15 protein-coding genes are annotated in these 17,732 nt (G+C 67.6%); 10 read left to right on the top strand and 5 right to left on the bottom strand.

Annotation, left to right across the window (positions count from 1 at the left end; genetic code table 11):
- The first annotated feature begins 136 nt into the window (after nucleotides 1-136).
- Genes AC5P68_RS04040 through AC5P68_RS04030 form a run of 3 tightly spaced genes read left to right on the top strand, consistent with a single transcriptional unit; the run spans nucleotide 137 to nucleotide 2,535 of the window.
- A complete protein-coding gene (locus AC5P68_RS04040; RefSeq protein ID WP_049402667.1) occupies nucleotides 137-1,396 on the top strand; it encodes a sensor histidine kinase in 1,260 nt (419 codons plus the stop codon).
- Nucleotides 1,386-2,156 (top strand): LytR/AlgR family response regulator transcription factor, encoded by a 771-nt coding sequence (locus AC5P68_RS04035; RefSeq protein ID WP_005407897.1) that lies wholly within the window; start codon nucleotides 1,386-1,388, stop codon nucleotides 2,154-2,156. Before AC5P68_RS04040 ends, AC5P68_RS04035 begins: the two co-directional genes overlap by 11 nt.
- Nucleotides 2,157-2,190: 34 nt before the next feature.
- Nucleotides 2,191-2,535, top strand: a complete 345-nt coding sequence (locus tag AC5P68_RS04030; RefSeq protein ID WP_049402668.1) for a hypothetical protein — start codon at nucleotides 2,191-2,193, stop codon at nucleotides 2,533-2,535.
- 39 nt (nucleotides 2,536-2,574) lie between these two features.
- Here the strand turns inward: AC5P68_RS04030 and AC5P68_RS04025 are convergent, their stop codons facing one another.
- The gene (locus tag AC5P68_RS04025) at nucleotides 2,575-3,189 is read right to left on the bottom strand and encodes a hypothetical protein (RefSeq protein WP_005407899.1); all 615 of its coding nucleotides are present in this window, start codon (nucleotides 3,187-3,189) and stop codon (nucleotides 2,575-2,577) included.
- Nucleotides 3,190-3,498: 309 nt separating this feature from the next.
- Between AC5P68_RS04025 and AC5P68_RS04020 the strand changes: the two genes are divergently transcribed.
- Entirely contained in the window at nucleotides 3,499-4,428 is a 930-nt protein-coding gene (locus AC5P68_RS04020) for an oxygenase MpaB family protein (RefSeq protein WP_495216786.1), read from the top strand.
- A 263-nt stretch (nucleotides 4,429-4,691) separates the two neighbouring features.
- Here the strand turns inward: AC5P68_RS04020 and AC5P68_RS04015 are convergent, their stop codons facing one another.
- The gene (locus AC5P68_RS04015; protein ID WP_033833700.1) at nucleotides 4,692-5,279 is read right to left on the bottom strand and encodes a TetR/AcrR family transcriptional regulator; all 588 of its coding nucleotides are present in this window, start codon (nucleotides 5,277-5,279) and stop codon (nucleotides 4,692-4,694) included.
- Nucleotides 5,280-5,412: 133 nt separating this feature from the next.
- Between AC5P68_RS04015 and AC5P68_RS04010 the strand changes: the two genes are divergently transcribed.
- Nucleotides 5,413-6,624, top strand: a complete 1,212-nt coding sequence (locus AC5P68_RS04010; protein WP_049402671.1) for an MFS transporter — start codon at nucleotides 5,413-5,415, stop codon at nucleotides 6,622-6,624.
- Nucleotides 6,621-7,793, top strand: coding sequence for an MFS transporter (locus AC5P68_RS04005; protein ID WP_049402672.1), 1,173 nt, complete (start codon nucleotides 6,621-6,623; stop codon nucleotides 7,791-7,793). Before AC5P68_RS04010 ends, AC5P68_RS04005 begins: the two co-directional genes overlap by 4 nt.
- Before the next feature lie 150 nt (nucleotides 7,794-7,943).
- Here AC5P68_RS04005 and AC5P68_RS04000 read toward each other — a convergent pair whose 3' ends face one another.
- Nucleotides 7,944-10,055, bottom strand: coding sequence for a M13 family metallopeptidase (locus AC5P68_RS04000; RefSeq protein WP_033833703.1), 2,112 nt, complete (start codon nucleotides 10,053-10,055; stop codon nucleotides 7,944-7,946).
- A 176-nt stretch (nucleotides 10,056-10,231) separates the two neighbouring features.
- Here AC5P68_RS04000 and AC5P68_RS03995 point away from each other — a divergent pair, with 176 nt between their 5' ends.
- Nucleotides 10,232-13,294, top strand: coding sequence for a bifunctional diguanylate cyclase/phosphodiesterase (locus AC5P68_RS03995; RefSeq protein WP_414498069.1), 3,063 nt, complete (start codon nucleotides 10,232-10,234; stop codon nucleotides 13,292-13,294).
- A gap of 94 nt (nucleotides 13,295-13,388) precedes the next feature.
- Here AC5P68_RS03995 and AC5P68_RS03990 read toward each other — a convergent pair whose 3' ends face one another.
- Nucleotides 13,389-14,270, bottom strand: a complete 882-nt coding sequence (locus tag AC5P68_RS03990) for a LysR family transcriptional regulator (protein ID WP_049431991.1) — start codon at nucleotides 14,268-14,270, stop codon at nucleotides 13,389-13,391.
- Between the two features lie 96 nt (nucleotides 14,271-14,366).
- Between AC5P68_RS03990 and AC5P68_RS03985 the strand changes: the two genes are divergently transcribed.
- The 3 genes from AC5P68_RS03985 (at nucleotide 14,367) to AC5P68_RS03975 (ending at nucleotide 17,364) form a co-directional block, all read left to right on the top strand.
- On the top strand, nucleotides 14,367-14,777 hold the full coding sequence (locus AC5P68_RS03985; RefSeq protein ID WP_005407907.1) for a DoxX family protein: 411 nt from the start codon (nucleotides 14,367-14,369) through the stop codon (nucleotides 14,775-14,777).
- Between the two features lie 31 nt (nucleotides 14,778-14,808).
- Nucleotides 14,809-15,597, top strand: a complete 789-nt coding sequence (locus AC5P68_RS03980) for a dioxygenase family protein (protein ID WP_033833706.1) — start codon at nucleotides 14,809-14,811, stop codon at nucleotides 15,595-15,597.
- Nucleotides 15,598-15,714: 117 nt separating this feature from the next.
- The gene (locus AC5P68_RS03975; protein ID WP_005407909.1) at nucleotides 15,715-17,364 is read left to right on the top strand and encodes a Na+/H+ antiporter; all 1,650 of its coding nucleotides are present in this window, start codon (nucleotides 15,715-15,717) and stop codon (nucleotides 17,362-17,364) included.
- Between the two features lie 99 nt (nucleotides 17,365-17,463).
- Here AC5P68_RS03975 and AC5P68_RS03970 read toward each other — a convergent pair whose 3' ends face one another.
- Nucleotides 17,464-17,712, bottom strand: a complete 249-nt coding sequence (locus AC5P68_RS03970; protein WP_005415112.1) for a DUF3297 family protein — start codon at nucleotides 17,710-17,712, stop codon at nucleotides 17,464-17,466.
- Nucleotides 17,713-17,732 lie beyond the last annotated feature (20 nt).

Here is a 17,732-nt window from a genome sequence, read left to right as displayed (position 1 = left end):
ATAGTGGGGAGCCGGCCAGCGGCCGGCACTACCAGATGGCTTTCCATCCCCGCTTTTCCGGCCTTCGTCGCAGCCCGCTTGTTTGCCCGGCGGGCCGCTCTATGCTCGGCTCACCCCCTTCCTCCAAGGCGCCGCCGTGTTCGCCAGCCTCTCTCTCCTGATCCGCCACCTGCTGGCCTGGGCCGCCGCGCTGGTTGTCGCCGGCATGGCCTGGAGCGGCATCTTCAGCGGCATGAACGATGGCCCGGGCTGGGTGTTCGGCCTGCTGGCGATGTTCCTGATGATCTCCGCGCTGGGCAGCGCGATCACCCATGTGCGCCGGGTGTGGCTGGTGGCCGGCCGATTGGATTCGACCACGTTGTCCGGGCGCCAGCGCCGCCAGGTGGAACTGCCGATGGATGCCGGCCAGGCCTATGCCGTGGTGGAAGCGGCGATTGCCGAACTTCCGCGCGTGGAAGATGTGGAAAGCTCGGCCGGCAGCCTGCAGGTGCGCGCCTACGTGCGCCGGGTCGACCTCTGGAATGGCCGCCAGCCGTCGCGCTGGAACCTGCCGGCGCGGTTGGCGATCAAGCGCAACAGCGTGCTGGCGACGGTCACGCCGGGGCAGGGCACCAGTACCGTCACTCTGCTGTTCGAACCGGATGCTGGCTGGTGGGCCGATCTGCTGGCGCTGGATGAGGGCAGCAACTTCGAGAACGCCGAAGCGGTCACCCGCGCGATCAGCCGCCGCGTGGCCGACCAGCGCCGCGATGAGCAGGCCGCCGCCGAACAGACCCAGGTGGAAAAGGAACTGTCGGTCGCGCGCTTGAACCTGCTGCATGCGCAGGTGGAGCCGCACTTCCTGTACAACACGCTGGCCAACGCGCAGGTGCTGACCCGCACCGACCCGGCACGTGCCGAGCAGATGCTGGGCCACCTGATCCAGTACCTGCGCAGCTCGTTGCCGCAGGTGGACGAGTCGGTGTCGACGCTGGGCGTGGAGCTGGAACGCACGCGCGCCTACCTGGAGATCCTGCGTATCCGCATGGGCGCACGGTTGGCGGTGGAAGTGCAGGTACCGAATGAGCTGCATGGCGTGCACCTGCCGGCGATGGCACTGCAGACGTTGGTGGAGAACGCGATCAAGCACGGCCTGGAACCCAAGCCCGGCGGTGGCACGATCTGGATCCTGGCGCGTGGGTTTGATGACCATGTGACCGTGACCGTCGCCGACGACGGGCTCGGCTTCGGCCAAGGCACCAGCGGCACCGGCATCGGCCTGAAGAACCTGCGCGAACGCCTGCGCCTGACCTGTGGCGAGCAGGCCGGCGTGGCGATCGTTGCCAACTTCCCCAGCGGTGTGGCCGCGACCATGACCTTGCCGCAGACACACAAGGAGCGCAGCCATGCCGCTTGAAGCCCTCATTGCCGAAGACGAGGAACTGCTGCGGCAGTCACTGGTGGAACAGCTGCGCCGGTTGTGGCCGGAGCTGAAGCTGGTGGCCGAGTGCGAGGACGGCGCCAGTGCGCTGGAGCAGCTGGCCGAGACGCAGCCGGACATTGCGTTCCTCGACATCCGCATGCCCGGCATCAGTGGCATCGAAGTTGCGCGCTCGCTGTCCGAGCTGAGCCCGCGTACCCAGGTGGTGTTCGTCACCGCCTATGACCAGTACGCCATCGACGCGTTCGAGCAGGGCGCGATGGATTACCTTCTGAAGCCGGTCAGTGACGAACGCCTGCTGGCGACGCGTGAGCGCATCCTGTCGCGGCTGCCATCGACGCGCCAGGATGACGCCGTGCTTGAACGCCTGCTGCAGCGGCTGGGGCCATCGCAGGGTGCTGCCGAGCGCCCGCCGCTGGCCTGGATCACCGCCAGCAACGGCCGCGAGACGCAGCTGATCATGCTGGAAGATGTCGCCTACTTCCGTGCCGACAACAAGTACACCACCGTGGTCACCGCTGCCGGCGAGAGCCTGTTGCGCACACCATTGCGCGAACTGCTGGAAGTACTCGACCCGCAGCACTTCCGCCAGATCCACCGCTCCACCATTGTCAACATGAAGGCGGTGGCGGCGGTCAGCCGCGACGATACCGGGCGCGGTGTGCTGCGGCTGCGGGGCCGGACGGAAACACTGGTGGTCAGCCAACCATTCATGAGCCTGTTCCGCGGCATGTAGCCGCACCGCTCCTTTCCGCTACCAGGAGCATTGCATGCGTCTTTTCCTGCTTGCAGCCCTCGCTGCACTGGCGCTTGCCGGTTGCCAGAAGTCCACCGAAACCGCGATCACCCGCACCACTGCCAATGGCGTGGACACGCTGTACAGCAAGCGCACGGTAGTGGACGGCGTGGCGCGTTTTGAGTGCATGGCCAGCCGCAGCGGTCAGTGCCATTACCTGTTGCTGGACCCGGCCTGTCGTCCTGACGCGGCGTGTGCGAAAGCGCCGATACGGTCGTTCGCGTTGGCGGTCGGCACCACCCAGGAGTTCAGGGACCTGCCGAAAGGCTTCGCCCAGTGCGTCAGCGAGGATCGGAAAGAACAATGCCACCGTGAGTGATCACGGTGGCATTGTGGGTCCCCCCGCTTCCCTGAAGGGTCAGTAGGCAGGCTGCAGTGTCAGGTCGTGGTGGTGCTCGTTCTCGCCCACGTGGTTGAGGCGGCCGACCAGTTCGGAGTGCTGCTTCATGCGCCCGATCTCGGTCATGATGCGGATGTCCTCGTGGCGCAGCTCGCGCTTGGCGGTGACCGCCTGCTTGTAATCGAGCACTTCCGGGTAATGCTCGGCCAGTTCCAGGGCCTCGGCCACGTGCTCGACGCTGTCGGCCTTGGAGCTGATGCGTGCGCGACTGTTGAACGCCTTCATCCAGCGCTCGAAACCGGCCTGCTGATCGAACATGTTGGCCATGAACCAGATCACGAACAGGATCGAGACCCACGAGCCGAACACGACTACCACGCGGGTGAACGTGATATGGAAGTCGTCACGCCACAGGTAGTTGGCGATCAGGCCAAGAATCAGCAGCGAGGCTGCCTGCCAGCCGACGATCGAGGCGATCAGCCATTGGCACTTGGCCTGCGCCAGCACGGCTACTTCATCGCGGATCTGCTGCTCGCTGAGATTGCGCCAATGCGCAACCTGTTTATCGAACGGGCTGCTGTAGAGCTCGTTGTCGCGAAGCAGAATTCCCAAACCCTTGAACAAAGCAATCATGGCTGGCTCCTTGTGGAACGTGCGTCGATCAGCATTGGACGGTGTGGCGGGTCCAGTTCTAGCACTTCCAGCGAGCCGTGCAATGGGCGCCATGCCAAGCCGCGTAAGGGCCTTCTCTGAATCGGTGAATGTTGCTGCATCGCAGCATCGAGGCCGGAGCCTGCGACAGGATGTCGCAGGGTGAAATGTGCTGCGGGCGCACATGAAACCGTGGCTGAGTGCGAAGACTCGCCGCCGGCGTCGTGATCGCCCAGAATCGGGGCCGACCGCGCAACTCGCGGCCACCCTTTCGCTTTTCCTGGACCTGTGATGCCGGCTCTGCTGCAGCGACTCTCCCGCCCCGTCACCGCGCCGATCCGGCGCTGGGTACTGGAGGCCTTCCCGCGTGGTCAGAGCGGCATCGATTACGACCAGCCGCTGGGTGACCCGGGCTGGTTTGGACCTGACAGCGTGACCTGGCGCCTGCACGCGGAGTTCCCCTCGATGCTGGCCGGGGGCCTGTGTGCGCTGATGCTGCAGACCATGCATCCGCGCGCGCTGGCCGGGGTCTACGACCACTCCAATTTCCGTCAGGACCTGGTGGGTCGCCTGCGTCGCACCACCGCGTTTGTCGCCGGTACCAGCTATGCACCCAGCGGGGAGGTAGAGGCGCTGGTGGCCAAGGTGCGCCGCATCCATGCACAGATCCGCGGCCAGACCGCGCAGGGCGAGCCCTACGCGGCGGACGATCCACAACTGCTGACATGGGTGCACGTGACTGAGGCGTTTGGTTTCCTGCAGGGCTTTCGTCGCTACGGGCGCGAGGTGCCGGCGCACATCGCCGACCGCTACTACGACGAGTACCGCCGCGTGGCCGAAGCACTGGGTGCGGTGGATGTGCCGCGCAGTGAAGCCGAGGTGGCAGCGTACTTCTGCGCGCGGCAACCGGAGCTGCGTGTGGACGAGCGCTCGCGTGAAGTGCTGGAGGTGTTGTCCGGCGTGCGCCTGCCGGTACCGGTGCCGGGGCTGTCGCGCGAGGTGTTCCTTGGCGCCGGTGCGGCACTGCTGCCGGACTGGGCCGAAGGCATGCTTGAACGCAGCGGCCGCCAGCGTGCGCAGGCGGCCGCTTCAGCGAAGCTGATGCAGGGCATGGCGCCGCTGTTCCGCCGTGCGCTGCCCGATGGCCTCGCCAGCCGCGCCTGTGCGCGCATGGGCGTGCCAGTGGAAGCCCTGCGCGAGTGGCCCACCGTTCCCCGGTAGGTGCCAACCTTGGTTGGCACGCGCTGCGCGATAAAGCTTCATCCACGCATGGCGTGGATCTACTGACGCCATGGTTCTGGTAGGTGCCAACCTTGGTTGGCACGCGCTGCGCGATAGAGCTTCATCCACGCATGGCGTGGATCTACTGATGCCATGGTTTTGGTTGGCACACGCGTTGCGCGCGGTGCCGCAGAAGGGCCAACCAAGGTTGGCCTCTACCAGAGCGGATGCGGCAGTATATCCACGCCATGCGTGGATGGGCCTCACCCGGCCGACTTCAACCCACGCAACAGCATCTCCAGCGCCACCGTCGCTTGCCGCAGGCGCGTGTCGCCATCCTCGCCCTCGGCGATCCAGAACGCGGCCTCGGCCAGGCTGCCGTAGATCAGCGATGCCAGCGCCTGCGCATCCACCGGCATCGCTACGCCCTGCGCGATCAACTGTTCGATCAGGCGCTGCATCGAGTGCACGCAGTGGCGCTGCGATTCCGGTGAGGCGCCACCCAGCACCGCGCGCGCGTCACGCAGCACGATGCGCTGGATCTCCGGCTCCAGCGCCATCTCCAGATAGGCACGGCAGCGCTGCACGAAACCGTCCCAGGCATCATCCGCGCCATCGCTGATCGCCTGCAGGCGCAGGTCGGTCTCGGCATCGAGCTGGGCGACCACTGCGGCCAGCAGTCCCTTCTTGTCGCCGAAGTGGTGGTAGAGCGCACCCCGCGTCAGGCCGGCCTGGGCGGTCAGGTCATCCATCGAGGTGGCGGCATAGCCATGCTCGCTGAACACGCGGCGGGCGGTGGCCAGCAGGCTGGCACGGGTTTCTTCCATCTCGGCGCGGGTGCGACGGACCATCCGGAACTCCTTACATACGCAGTGCATGATTATTTACATACGTCGCGTATGAATGTAGGCTCTTATTCATACGCTCTGTATGTATTGTCGTGGCGCCGGGAGCGCCAGGCAAGCCGCTGCCCTGGAGATCCCGATGGCCACCCCCTACCGCGACCTGTTCGCCGCCCCCGGCACCGCCCGCCTTGCCTTGGCCGGCCTGCTGGCCCGCCTGCCGCTGCCGATGACCGGCATCGGCATCATCACCCTGCTGTCGCAGCTGCGCGGCAGCTATGCCTTGGCCGGTGCGGTGTCTGCCACCTTCGTGCTGACCTATGCGCTGCTGTCACCGCAGGTATCGCGCTGGGTCGACCGGCGCGGGCAGGGCAGGGTGCTGCCATGGGCTACTGCGGCCAGTGCGGCAGGGTTGTTGCTGCTGCTCGCGTGCACGCTGCTGGCTGCGCCAGACTGGGCGCTTTTCGTCGCCGCCATGCTGGCTGGGTGCATGCCCAGCGTGTCCGCAATGGTGCGCGCACGCTGGACTGCGATCCATCGCGGTCGCCCGCAGCTGCAGACCGCGTATTCGCTGGAGACCGTGTTCGATGAGGTGACCTTCATCGTCGGTCCACCGTTGTCAGTGGGGCTGTCGGTGGCGGTATGGCCACAGGCCGGCGTACTGGCGGCCGCCCTGCTGCTGGTGGTCGGCGTCGCCGCATTGGTGCTGCAGCGGGGCACCGAGCCGCCGCTGCAGCAGCACGAAGGTGCAACTCCCTCGGGCTCGCTGCTGCGGCACACGGAGATCCGCCTGCTGGCGTTGCTGATGCTGGCGATGGGCGTGATTGTCGGTACGGTCGACATCACCAGCGTGGCCTTCGCCGAACAGCGGGGGCAGCCGCTTGCCGCCAGCGTGGTGCTGTCGGCCTATGCGCTGGGCAGCTGCGCGGCGGGCCTGCTGTTCGGGGCACTGAAGCTGCAGGCGCCGTTGCGGCGCCTGTTGCTGCTCGGTGCAGCAGCTACCTCGATGACCACCCTGCCGCTGCCGTGGGTCGGCAGCCTGCCCGGGCTGGCCGTGGCGGTGCTGCTGGCCGGGGTGTTCTTCGCACCGACGATGATCGTGGCGATGTCGCTGGTCGAACAACGCGTGCCCGAATCGCGCCTGACCGAGGGCATGACCTGGCTGCTGGCCGGATTGAACATCGGCGTGGCGCTGGGCGCGGCGCTGTCCGGGCAGAGCGTCGATGCGGGGGGCGTGCGTAGCGGCTTTGTCGTTGCACTGGTGGCAGGCGGGGGCGTGCTGCTGTTGGCCGTTCTCGCGCGACGTGCCTTGCGCCCGGCTGCCGCATCCACCCCTGAAGGAATTATCCCGTGAGCGCTTCGTCGCCTGCGCATGCCGCGCCTGTGCATCGCCATCCGTGGTGGGCGGTTTCTGCGGTTGGCCTCGCCACCTTCTCGGTGGTCACCACCGAAATGCTGCCGGTGGGCCTGCTGACCCCTGTCGCCGAAGATCTCGGCGCGTCCACCGGCACCGTCGGCCTGATGATCTCGCTGCCGGCCCTGCTGGCGGCAGTGTTCGCACCGCTGGTGGTGATCGCAGCCGGCGGCATCGATCGTCGTCGCATCCTGTGTGTGCTGCTGGGGCTGCTGCTGGTCGCCAACGTTGCTTCGGCGCTGGCACCCGGCATCGGCTGGCTGCTGGCCGCGCGCGTACTGGTGGGGTTCTGCATGGGCGGGATCTGGGCCATCGCTGGTGGGCTGGCAGCCCGCCTGGTACCGGCGCATCGCATCGGCCTGGCCACCTCGATCATCTTCGGGGGCGTGGCCGCAGCATCGGTTCTGGGGGTGCCGCTGGGTGCACTGATCGGCGACGCCCTGGGCTGGCGCTTCGCGTTCGCAGCGATGGCGCTGTTCAGTGCGGCGGTGATGCTGCTGCATCTGTGGGTGGTTCCCGCGTTGCCGGTGGTGGCGTCGGTGCGCCCGGCGCAGTTCGTGCAGCTGCTCGGCCACCGTGGCCTGCAGCGCGGCCTATGCCTGACGCTGCTGCTGGTAGCGGGTCACTTCATTGCGTTCACTTATGTACGCCCGTTGCTGACCCTGCGATCGGGCGCGGATGCCGCTTGGATCGGCGCGCTGCTGTTCGCCTATGGCATGGCGGGCATCGCGGGCAACTTCATCGCCGGGCCACTGGCCGCTCGTCACCCGCGCGGCATGCTGCTGGCGATCTCTTGCGGCCTGCTGCTGACGCCGTTGTTGTTCCTGTGGCTGGGCGGCACACCCACCGGCGGCATTGTGGTGCTGCTGCTGTGGGGCCTGGCCTATGGCGGCGTGTCGGTCGGCCTGATGAGCTGGATGATGAAGGCAGTGCCGCATGCGGTGGAGATCGCCACCGCGCTGTATGTCGGTGTGTTCAACATCGGCATCGCAATGGGCGCGTGGGGCGGTGGATGGCTGCTGGATGGCGTGGGCCTGCATGCGAATCTGTGGGCCGCGGCCGGGCTTGCCATGGTCGCCACGCTGGTGATTGCCACAACGCGCCGGTAGATCCACGCCATGCATGGATGGCTTGTAGTCCTGTAGACCTGTAGATATGCCGACTAACGTCGGCATCCACCCGAGCGGGGCATTTGCCAACCAAGGTTGGCAGCTACCAGGAAATGAAACGGGCGCCTCGCGGCGCCCGTTCCGGTTACATCACCACACCTTGACCCGCTTGTCCGGGGCCAGGTACAGCTTCTGGCCTTCCTTTACTTCGAACGCCGGATACCAGGCGTCGATGTTGCGCACGGTGAGTGCGCGGAACTGGCCTGGCGCATGCACATCGGTCAGCAGCGAGTTGCGCAGCGCCTGCTCGCGGCTCTTGCTGCGCCACGCCTGGGCGAAGCCCAGGAAGAAGCGCTGGTCCGGCGTGAAGCCTTCCAGGGTCTGGCCCGGCTTGCCCTGCAGCGACAGCTGGTAGGCATCGTAGGCAGTGCCCAGGCCGGCCACGTCGGCGATGTTCTCGCCCAGGGTCAGCTTGCCGTTCACATGCACGCCCGGGAACGGCTCGTAGCTGCTGAACTGCGCGGCCAGCGCATCACCGGCGGCGTTGAACTGCTTCAGGTCCTCGGCGGTCCACCAGTTGTGCAGCTTGCCGGTCTCGTCGAACAGCGCGCCGGCGTTATCGAAGCCATGGCTGATCTCATGGCCGATCACCGCGCCGATCGCACCATAGTTCACTGCGTCGTCGGCGGCACCGTCGAAGAACGGCGGCTGCAGGATCGCGGCCGGGAACACCAGGCGGTTTTCCAGTGGCACGTTCATCGCATTGATGGTCTGCGGCAGCATCGCCCACTCGCTGTGGTCGACTGCCTTGCCCAGCTTGGCGATGTTGCGCTGGTACTCGAACAGTTCGGCGCGCTGCGCATTGCCCAGCGCGTCATCACGGCGGATCTCCAGGCCGGTGTAATCACGCCACTTTTCCGGGTAGCCCATGCCCACGGTCAGGCCGGCCACCTTGGCCTTGGCGCTGGCCTTGGTCTGCGGCGACATCCACGCGAGCGCATCGATGCGCTTGGCGAAGGCGGCGATGATGTTCTTCGCCATCTCGTCCGCGCGTTCCTTGGTCCTGGCGTCGAAGTGCTTCTCGACGTAACGCTTGCCGATCGCTTCGCCGACGGCATGGTTGGCGTCGTCCACCGCACGCTTCCAGCGGTCGCTCTGCTGCGGCGTGCCGCTCAGCGCGGTGCCGTGGAAGGCGAAGCGGGCATCGGCGAACTTCTTCGGCAGGTAGGCAGCGGCGCGGTCCAGCGCGTGGAAGGCCAGGTAGTCCTTCCAGGCATCCAGCGGCTCGGTGGCGACCAGCCTGGACAGGCCGGCCACGGCCTTGGGCTGCCAGACGATGAAGTCCTGCTGCTTGCCCAGTGCGGCCGCGTCGAGGAAGGCGCTCCAGTCCATGCCCGGCGCCTTCGCATTGAAGTCGGCCTGGGTCCACGGATTGGCACCCTTGGTCACGTCATTGGTTTCTTCCTGGGTGGCGTGCGCCTGCGCGATCTTCGTTTCCAGCGCGAGAATGCGCTGTGCCTTGCCCGCCGGATCGGCGACGCCGGCCAGCTGCAGCATCTGTGCGATGTAGGCCTGGTACTGCTTGCGCAGCTCGGCCATGCGGCCACCGCCCAGGTAGAAGTCGCGGTCGGGCATGCCCAGGCCGCCCTGCACCAGGTACGGCGCGGTGCGGTCCGGCTGCAGCAGGTCCACCGACACCCACAGGCCGAACAGGCGGTCGGTGTAGAAGTTGGTGGCATTGAGCAGGTCGACGTCGGCGCGCATCTCGCCGCCGAGGGCACGTGCCAGGCCAGCCTTGTCGGCGATCGCATCGATGGCCTTCAGCTGCGGCTGCACCGGGGCGATGCCGTGCTGCTCGATGCCGGCTTCGTCCATGTAGGCGGCGTAGTAGTCGCCGATCAGCTTGTCGTCACCGCTGGCCTGCGCATTGCCGGCCGCACCCTCGAGGATGGCGCGGGTGTCGGCCAGGGTCTTTTCAGCGATGACGTTGAAGCTGCCGAAGCGCGAACGGTCGGCCGGAATCTCGGTGTTCTTCACCCAGGTGCCGTTGGCGAAGCCGAAGAAGTCATCGCCGGCCGCGATGCTGCGGTCCATGCCGCTGGCATCGAAGCCGAAGCTGCCCAGCATCGGCTTGGCGGCAGCGGGTGCAGCCTCGGCGGGCTTGGCGGTGCCAGCGGCCGGATCGGCCGGACGGTCGCAGGCAGCCAGGGACAGGCTGGCAACGATGGCCAGTGCCAGGGTGGGACGGCGCAGCTTGGACATGGACTTCTCTTGCAGCGGAAAACCCCAAGTCTAATCCGCCGCAGCCCGGCTGGCCGTCCCTGTGGCTGGCCGGTCCTGTGCAGGATCTGGCTGAACGCGCCGAAGCGATCTTCACGCCGTCACCGGGGTGGTGCATGCTGGGCCCTGGAGCCCTGCGCGGACACGGGGAGGTGGCCATGCAGGACGGGGTCAGGCGTCAAGAATGGCGTCCGCCGGCCGTTGAGGTCGGGGACGTGGAGGATTCGTTCGCGCATGAAGCCAGCCGACTGCACAAGGAAGACCAACCGATGCCCGCGCTGAAACGGGCGTTGGCCCGGCCGCTGCGCGCCATTACCTGGGGCGGGGTGTTGCTGGGCGTGCTGCTGGTAACCGGCCTGACCCTCATGCTGGTCAATGACTACCACCGCCGCCTGGAAGCGGCACAGCGGCAGAGCCGGGCGCTGGCGGTGGGCAGCGAGCGCCTGCTGGCGCTGGAACTGCGCAACCTGGAGCGGGCCATGTCCGGCATCGCCGCCGACGCCGCCGAGCTGTTCCGCAGCGTGCCGGCGCAGGCGCCGGCCTTGATGGATGCCTCCATCGGCGGGGTGCTGGGCCGGCATGCCGAACTGCACAGCATCGCCGTGCTCGACCGCCATGGCCGACCGTTGACGGCCGGCGAGGGCGACCTGCAGCTGCCGCTGTGGACCGACCCGCAGCGTCGTGGCCAGGGCAGCGCCCTGTACATCGGCCCGCCGCAGCGGGCCAGCGATGGCGGCTGGGTGGTCCCGCTGGCGCTGCCGATGGCCGATGAACGCTGGCTGCTAGCGCGGCTGCGCTGTGGCGAACTGCAACGCATCGTCGGCGGCCTCGATGTCGGCCCCAACGGACTGGTCTCGATCAGCGATGCCGAGGGCTACATGCTGGCCCGCGTACCCGATCCGCATGGCACGGTGGGCCGTCGCTACGATCTCCCGCGCCGCGACCTGCTCGGCAAGCAGGCGGTGGTCGAACTGGGCAGCATGCCGGGCGTCGTCGACGGCGTGCCGCGCATCATCACCATCAGCACGCTGGAACGCAGCCCGCTGGCGGTGCAGGTCGGCCTGGCCGACGAGGACGTGCTCGCGCCCTGGTGGCCGTACCTGCAGGCGTCGGTGGCGATCGTACTGGCTTACATCGCGGTGTTGCTGGTGCTGCTGTACGCCGTGCGGCGCAGCACCCGCAGCCAGCAGGCGATGGCCGAGGAGCTGAAAACAGGCCACGCCGAGCTGCGTCTTGCGCACCAGGTCGGTCGTGTCTGTACCTGGTACGTGGATGAGGACGCCGCGCTGCTGCGCTGGTCGCCGCTGGCCCGCGAGATCTTTGGGGTACAGACCGACGCCTTGCCGGTCGCGGATTTCTTCGCGCGCGTGCATCGCGATGATGCCGCGCGCCTGCAGCAGGCTTTCGACCAGGCCTTTGCCGGCGGCGCAGTGCTCGACCAGGTGTTCCGCCTGGTGCTGCCCGGTGGTGAAGTGCGCTGGGTCGGCGCGCGCGGACAGCGGGTGGAGGTGGCCGACAGCGAACGACGCATGATCGGCGCGTTGACCGACCTGAGCGAACGCTATCAGGCGCGCGAGCAGATGAGCGAAGTGGAACGCCGCTTCCGCCTGCTGTTCGACCGCAACCCGGCGCCATTCTGGGTGTTCGACCCGGACACGCTGCGCTTCATCGAGGTCAATGACGCTGCAGTGCGCCAGTACGGCTACAGCCGCGACGAGTTCCTGGCGATGAGCATCCTCGACATCCGCCCGCGCGAAGGCTGGGACGAAGTGCGTGGTGCCATCCAGCGGGCGCAGGTGGGCGATCCCCCCGACGCGACCGTGCGCCTGCACCGGCGCAAGGACGGCAGTGTGTTCGAGGTGCGCGCACACCTGTCCAAGCTCGACTTCGACGGACAGCCCGCGTGCCTGGTGCTGGCCGAGGATGTGAGCGAACGGCTGGCCTACGAGCGCGACCTGGCCTACCAGGCACGGCACAACCCGGCCACCGGCCTGCTCAATGTGCGCGCCCTGACCGACCAGCTGGACGAGCAGGAGGAGGGCTACACCATCGCCTTCGTGCAGCTGCGCGGGCTGCAGCTGGTGGCCGATACGCTGGGCCGTGAGATCGGTGATGCCGTGCTGCAGTCGATGGCGACCCGCTTGGGCGGGTTGGGCGCACGCTGCGGCACGCTGGCGTTCCAGCCGGCGGAGGACTTCGTGTTCGCCATCGGTGCCGAGCACGATACCCAGCGCGTGCTGGACGACCTGCTGCAGATCGTGTCGGCGCCGATGCGCGGCAAGGATTCACTGCACCAGTTCGAGCCGCGCATCGGCGTTGCGGTGCATGTGGCCGGTGACGGCCATAGCGCCGAACAGGTGATCGGCATGGCCGCGCAGGCGGCGCACGCGGCGCGTGCCGAGGGCAACGTGGTGGTCTGGTTCGACGCAGCGGTGACCACGCGGCTGGCCGACCGGTTGCGCCTGGCCGGGCGCATCCATGCGGCCATCGACAACGAGTTCCAGCTGTACTTCCAGCCGATCCGGCATGCCAGCGATGGCAGCCCGGCGGCGTTGGAGGCATTGCTGCGCTGGCCGCAGGCTGATGGCAGCTTCATTCCGCCCAATGAGTTCATCCAGCTGTGCGAGGACACCGGGCTGATCCTGGCACTTGGCCGCTGGGTGATCCGAGCGGCAGCGAAGGCGCAGCGGCGGTTGGTCGAGGCCGGGTGGGGCGAACTGCCGATTGCGGTCAACGTCTCGGCCGTGCAGTTCTTCAACAGCGACCTGGTGGCCGAGTTCACCCGCGCCCAGCAGGAGTTCGGGTTGGCGCGGGGTGCGCTGCATGTGGAACTGACCGAGAGCAGCCTGATGCGCAAGCCGGGGCAGGCGATGCAGACCATGCAGCGCCTGCACGAGCAGGGCATCAGCGTGTCGCTGGATGACTTCGGTACCGGCTATTCCAGCATGTCCTACCTGCAGCACCTGCCGCTGGACATCCTGAAGATTGATCGGAGCTTCGTGGCGGACGTGGAAACCAATCCACGCAACGCCTCGATCTGCCGCGCACTGCTGTCGCTGGGCCACAGCATGGGCCTGACCATCATCGCCGAAGGCGTGGAGACGCCGGGACAGCTGGACTGGCTGGCTGCGCACGGCTGTGACCAGGTGCAGGGCTACCTGCTGGGACGGCCGGCGCCGCTGGAACGGATCATCGACGCGCTGGATGAGGTCGCCGCCTAAGTGGTAGTGCCGGCCGCTGGCCGGCATTCGCCCAGGACCGGGAGGTGTCTGATTGCCGGCCAGCGGCCGGCACTACCGCAAACGCCAGGCTCGGCTACACCCCGGTTTCCACCAGGTGGTCGATGAAGCTGCGCACCTTCGGTGCCAGGTGGCTGCGGCTGGTGTAGACCGCGAAGATGCCGATCGGCGCGGCCTCCCACTCGGGCAGGACGCGCACCAGACGGCCATCGGCCAGTGCGTCTTCCAGCAGGAAGTCGGGCTGCAGGATCACGCCCATGCCGGCGATCGCCGCTTCGCGCAGCACATCACCGTTGTTGGCGTGCAGCAGGCTGCTTACCGAGACCTTCACTTCGCCGCCCGGTCCCTGCAGTGGCCAATGGTCGCCAGCGGCCCAGTAGCTGTAGCTCAGGCATGCGTGTGCCTGCAGCTCCTGCGGGGTCTGCGGGGTGCCGTGTGCGGCCAGGTAGGCCGGCGCGGCGCACAGGCTCACCCGCGATTCGCCCAGGCGACGTGCGATCAGCGTGGGACCGGGCTCGCGGGTGATGCGGATGGCCACGTCGTAGCCTTCCTCGACCATGTCCACCAGCCGGTCGGACAGCGCCAGGTCCAGCTCCACCTGCGGGAAGCGCTGGCGATAACTGGCCAGCAGCGGGCCGAGGCGGGCAATGCCCCAGCTCACCGGTGCGTTGATGCGCAGCGTGCCCGAAGGCTCCAGCGCCTGCGCGCCGATACTGGCCTCCAGCGCGTCGAATTCGGCCAGCAGGCGCACGCACTGGGCGTAGTAGGCGGCGCCGGCACTGGTCGGGCTGACCCGGCGCGTGGTGCGGTGGAGCAGGCGGGTGGACAGGCGCTTTTCCAGCGCCGCGACCTGGCGCGTGACGCCGGCGGTGGACATGTCCATGGCCTGGGCGGCGGCACTGAAGCCGTTGCGCTCGACCACCGCCACGAACACGCGCATCGCTTCCAGGGTGTCCATTGTTGCGCCTTGTGAAATAAATACGGTCAAACGATCGTATTTATCGGCCCGTGAAGGCGCAATAACCTGTGCCCACTCCCTTCAAGGTGCTTTGCCATGCACACCACGACCGCTCCTGTTTCGCCGCTGGCGCCGTATGGCGCCACCCTGCTGCGCCTGGCTCTGGGCGTGCTGTTCCTGGTCCACGCACTGACCAAGCTGCTGGTGTTCACCCCGGCCGGTACGGCGGCGTTCTTCGAGTCTCTGGGCCTGCCCGGTGTGCTCGGCTACCTCACCATCGGCGTCGAGCTGGTGATCACCGTCGCGCTGCTGCTGGGCATCTACGCACGCTGGGTGGGCCTGGTCGGCGTGCCGCTGCTGCTGGGCACCATCGTCACCGTGCACGGCGCCAACGGCTTCGGTTTCGCCAATGCCGGCGGCGGCTGGGAATACCCGGCGTTCTGGGCATTGGCGCTGGTGGTGCTGTTCCTGCTCGGCGATGGCAAGTGGACCCTGCGTTCGCGCTGATCGCCGCCTGATCCTGCAACTGGAGAATTCCATGTCCCGCCTGCCTTCGCTGTACATCTCCCATGGTTCGCCGATGACTGCCCTGCAGCCGGGCCAGGTTGGCGTGCGCCTGGCCGAGCTGGCGCGCGATCTGCCGACGCCACGCGCCATCGTGATGGCCTCGGCGCACTGGCTGGGCCGGCAGCCGCTGGTCGGTGCGCATCCACAGCCGCCGACCATCCACGACTTCGGTGGCTTCCCGCGCGCGCTGTTCGAACTGCAGTACCCGGCACCGGGTGATCCGGCACTGGCCGAAGAAGTGGCCGGCCGCATCGCCGCCGCAGGCCTGCCAGTAGCCATCGACCCGCAGCGTGGCCTCGACCACGGCGCGTGGGTACCGCTGCGGCTGTTGCGCCCTCAGGCGGACATCCCGGTGGTGCCGGTGTCGATCCAGCCGCTGCTCGGCCCCGAGCATCAGTTCGCGCTGGGCCGTGCGCTGGCGCCGCTGCGCGAACAGGGCGTGCTGCTGGTCGGCTCCGGCAGCATCACCCACAACCTGCACGACTGGGGCGACTACCAGGACGGCAAGGAAGCGGCGTACGTGCGGCCCTTCATCGAATGGGTGGAGCAGCGCCTGGCCGCCGATGACCGCCAGGCCCTGCTGGATTACCGTCGGCAGGCGCCGTTCGCCGAACGCGCGCACCCGACCGACGAGCACCTGCTGCCGCTGTTCTTTGCAATGGGCGCGGCCGGCGAGGGCGGTTTCGGCGCACGCCGCATCGATGCCGGCATCGATGCCGGCTTCCTTGCCATGGATCTGTACCGCTTCGACGGGGCATGAGCCGGGGCTGACGCGCGGCGGCCCCGGCCGTCGCGGCCATGGCCGCATGTGGTAGTTTTTTCCGGGTTTCCGGCGCTGGCCTCCAAGCCTCCCCACGCGCCGCTTCCTGGAAGAAGCATGCATACCATTGAAGTCGTCCTGGCGATGCTGGTGGCCGTTGTCGCCAGCGGCTACCTGGTTCGCGTCCTGCCGTTCTCGTTGCCGCTGCCGCTGGTGCAGATCGGCCTGGGTGCGGTCATCGCCGGGGTGTTCAACCGTGGCCACGCGCTGGAGCCGGAAGTGTTCTTCCTGCTGTTCCTGCCGCCATTGCTGTTCCTCGATGGTTGGCGCATCCCCAAGCAGGGCCTGTTCCGCGACAAGGGCGCGATCCTCGAACTGGCGTTCGGCCTGGTGGTGTTCACCGTCATCGGCGCCGGCTTCCTGATCCACTGGTTGATTCCAGTGATGCCGCTGGCGGTGTGCTTCGCGCTGGCGGCCATCGTCTCGCCGACCGACCCGGTGGCGGTGGGCGCGATTGCTTCGAAGGCGCCGATTCCCAAGCGCCTGATGCACATCCTGGAAGGCGAGTCGCTGCTGAACGATGCCTCGGGCCTGGTCTGCTTCCGCTTCGCGGTGGCGGCGGTGATGACCGGCACCTTCTCGCTGGCCACGGCCTCGCTGACCTTCGTGTGGGTGGCGGTGGCGGGATTGGCGGTGGGCGTGGCGGTGACGCTGGGTGTGTCCACCTTCCAGCGCTGGCTGTGGCGCCGCTTTGGCGAGGAGCCCGGCGCGGCGATGCTGGTCAACCTGCTCATTCCGTTCGCGGCCTACCTGCTGGCCGAAGAGATCCATGCCTCGGGCATTCTCGCCGCGGTCGCCGCCGGTATCGCGATGAGCTATGTCGAGCTGACCGGTCGCGTCTCCGGCAGCATGCGCGTGCAGCGCGCCGGGGTCTGGAACATGCTGCAGTTCAGCTTCAACGGCATCATGTTCGTGCTGCTGGGCGAGCAGCTGCCGGGCATCGTCGAACGCGCCACCACCACCATGAACGAGACCGGCCACCAGAGTGCGTGGTGGCTGCTGGTGTATGTGGTGGTGATCAATCTGGCACTGGTCGTGCTGCGCCTGTTGTGGGTGTGGTTGTCGCTGCGCTGGAACCTGCTGCGCGCGCGCCGTCGCGGCCTGGAGCGGGGCGAGGCACCGAACTGGCGCATCGTGGTGGCGACCTCGGTGGCCGGCGTGCGCGGTGCGATCACCCTGGCCGGTGTGTTGACCCTGCCGCTGTTCCTGCCCGACGGCAGTGCGTTCCCGGCGCGTGATCTGGTGATCTTCCTGGCCGCATCGGTGATCCTGTTCTCGCTGCTGGGCGCCAGCATCGCGCTGCCACAGCTGCTGAAGGGCCTGCAGCTGCCGGCTGACTCGGGCGAGCGCAAGGAAGAGGACCTGGCACGCCGGCTGTCGTCGAAGGCCGCGCTGGCCGGGGTCGAGCGCATGCGCCAGCAGCTGGTGATGAACCAGAACACCGAGAACGTGCAGCTGTACAACGACGCCGCCTCGCGGGTGAGCCTGCTCTACCAGCGCCACCTGGAGCGCGACAGTGATGGGCCCGACGTGGACCCGGAGAAGGTACGGCGCATGGAAATGGGCTACCGCCAGCTGCGCAGCGCCGGCCTCAATGCCGAGCGCGAGGAGCTGTTCCGGTTGACCCGGCGCGGGGTGATCTCCGATGAGATCTCGCGGCGCCTGATCCGCAACCTGGACCTGCTGGAATCGCGCAAGCGCGAATGACCGTGTACTCCGGGTGGGTGCGGACCTTGGTCCGCGTTGATCGGGGTCAGATCCCTTTCCGCAGGAAAGGGATCTGACCCCAGGATCCGGGAGCCGTGCTTATTCCGGCTTCTGGTCCAGGAAATACACCTCGACCTTGCCCTTGACCTTGATGGTCATCGGGTTGCCGCGGCGGTCGCGGGCCTTGCCGGCCTGCACGCGGATCCAGCCTTCGCTGACCGAGTATTCCTCGACGTTGTCACGCTCGACGTCGTTGAAACGCACGCCGACGCCGCGCTCCAGCGCCTGCGCATCATGGAAGGGGCTGGCCGGGTTGATCGCCAGGTGGTCGGGAGGGGTATCGCTCATCGCTTCATTCACAGTGACGG

It is taken from the genome of Stenotrophomonas sp. YJH_SMC_58 (assembly GCF_059369635.1).
The sequence above is the reverse complement of the archived record's forward strand: the minus strand, read 5'-3'. Positions and strand labels throughout refer to the sequence as shown.

Excerpts from the sequence above, each read along its gene's own strand:
- AC5P68_RS04025 (WP_005407899.1), bottom strand. The coding sequence starts at position 3,189 with ATGATTGCTTTGTTCAAGGGTTTGGGAATTCTGCTTCGCGACAACGAG.
- AC5P68_RS03980 (WP_033833706.1), top strand. The coding sequence starts at position 14,809 with ATGTCCCGCCTGCCTTCGCTGTACATCTCCCATGGTTCGCCGATGACT.
- AC5P68_RS04010 (WP_049402671.1), top strand. The coding sequence starts at position 5,413 with ATGGCCACCCCCTACCGCGACCTGTTCGCCGCCCCCGGCACCGCCCGC.
- AC5P68_RS03995 (WP_414498069.1), top strand. The coding sequence starts at position 10,232 with ATGCAGGACGGGGTCAGGCGTCAAGAATGGCGTCCGCCGGCCGTTGAG.
- AC5P68_RS03970 (WP_005415112.1), bottom strand. The coding sequence starts at position 17,712 with ATGAGCGATACCCCTCCCGACCACCTGGCGATCAACCCGGCCAGCCCC.
- AC5P68_RS04035 (WP_005407897.1), top strand. The coding sequence starts at position 1,386 with ATGCCGCTTGAAGCCCTCATTGCCGAAGACGAGGAACTGCTGCGGCAG.
- AC5P68_RS04015 (WP_033833700.1), bottom strand. The coding sequence starts at position 5,279 with ATGGTCCGTCGCACCCGCGCCGAGATGGAAGAAACCCGTGCCAGCCTG.
- AC5P68_RS03990 (WP_049431991.1), bottom strand. The coding sequence starts at position 14,270 with ATGGACACCCTGGAAGCGATGCGCGTGTTCGTGGCGGTGGTCGAGCGC.
- AC5P68_RS03975 (WP_005407909.1), top strand. The coding sequence starts at position 15,715 with ATGCATACCATTGAAGTCGTCCTGGCGATGCTGGTGGCCGTTGTCGCC.
- AC5P68_RS04020 (WP_495216786.1), top strand. The coding sequence starts at position 3,499 with ATGCCGGCTCTGCTGCAGCGACTCTCCCGCCCCGTCACCGCGCCGATC.
- AC5P68_RS04030 (WP_049402668.1), top strand. The coding sequence starts at position 2,191 with ATGCGTCTTTTCCTGCTTGCAGCCCTCGCTGCACTGGCGCTTGCCGGT.
- AC5P68_RS04000 (WP_033833703.1), bottom strand. The coding sequence starts at position 10,055 with ATGTCCAAGCTGCGCCGTCCCACCCTGGCACTGGCCATCGTTGCCAGC.
- AC5P68_RS03985 (WP_005407907.1), top strand. The coding sequence starts at position 14,367 with ATGCACACCACGACCGCTCCTGTTTCGCCGCTGGCGCCGTATGGCGCC.